The 502-nt window shown below is 41.0% G+C and carries 1 protein-coding gene and 1 pseudogene; both read left to right on the plus strand.

What is annotated here, in order from left to right:
- A pseudogene (locus tag K5E19_RS24320) lies at positions 1–166 on the plus strand (type VI secretion system tube protein Hcp); the annotation flags it as partial.
- A gap of 35 nt (positions 167–201) precedes the next feature.
- A partial coding sequence (locus K5E19_RS24145) for a peptidoglycan-binding domain-containing protein (protein ID WP_409334619.1) occupies positions 202–502 on the plus strand: 301 nt, incomplete at its 3' end.

Genomic DNA, 502 nt, shown 5'->3' on the forward strand with positions numbered 1-502 from the left:
GATTAAGGCCCGCATCTCAAGCATACATAGTGAGTTGCCGCATACTATTAATAATAGTCAGGGGCAGCCAGAAGAGTCTGTATCCTTCACTTATGAAAGTATTACCCAGGAACACTGCATAGCGGGAACAAGTGCATATAGCTTGTGGGAGGAAAGGATTTTTTAGTAAAGATGATCTGCTGAAAATATACAGGAGGATATATGAGATGGAGGATTCATCATAGCGTCGGAGTAAGGCAGCCAAATCTCCCAAATGATGTCAAAAAAATTCAGGTATTACTTAACAGAGCAATTCGTGACGATAATATAGAAACGTTAAGAGAAGATGGAATCTGGGGAGCTAAAACTTGCGCCCGGTTAATCATGTTTCAAAGAAACCATGTTCATTTTAAGCATCCTGATTCAATAGTGGAGCGATATGGCCCAACCTTCAACGCGTTAAACAGGACGAAAATTAGCAAACGACACGAAGTTTCACCGCTGCATAAGCATGATGTGATTC

The organism is Enterobacter sp. RIT637, assembly GCF_019718755.1.
Taxonomy (GTDB): Bacteria; Pseudomonadota; Gammaproteobacteria; order Enterobacterales; family Enterobacteriaceae; genus Enterobacter.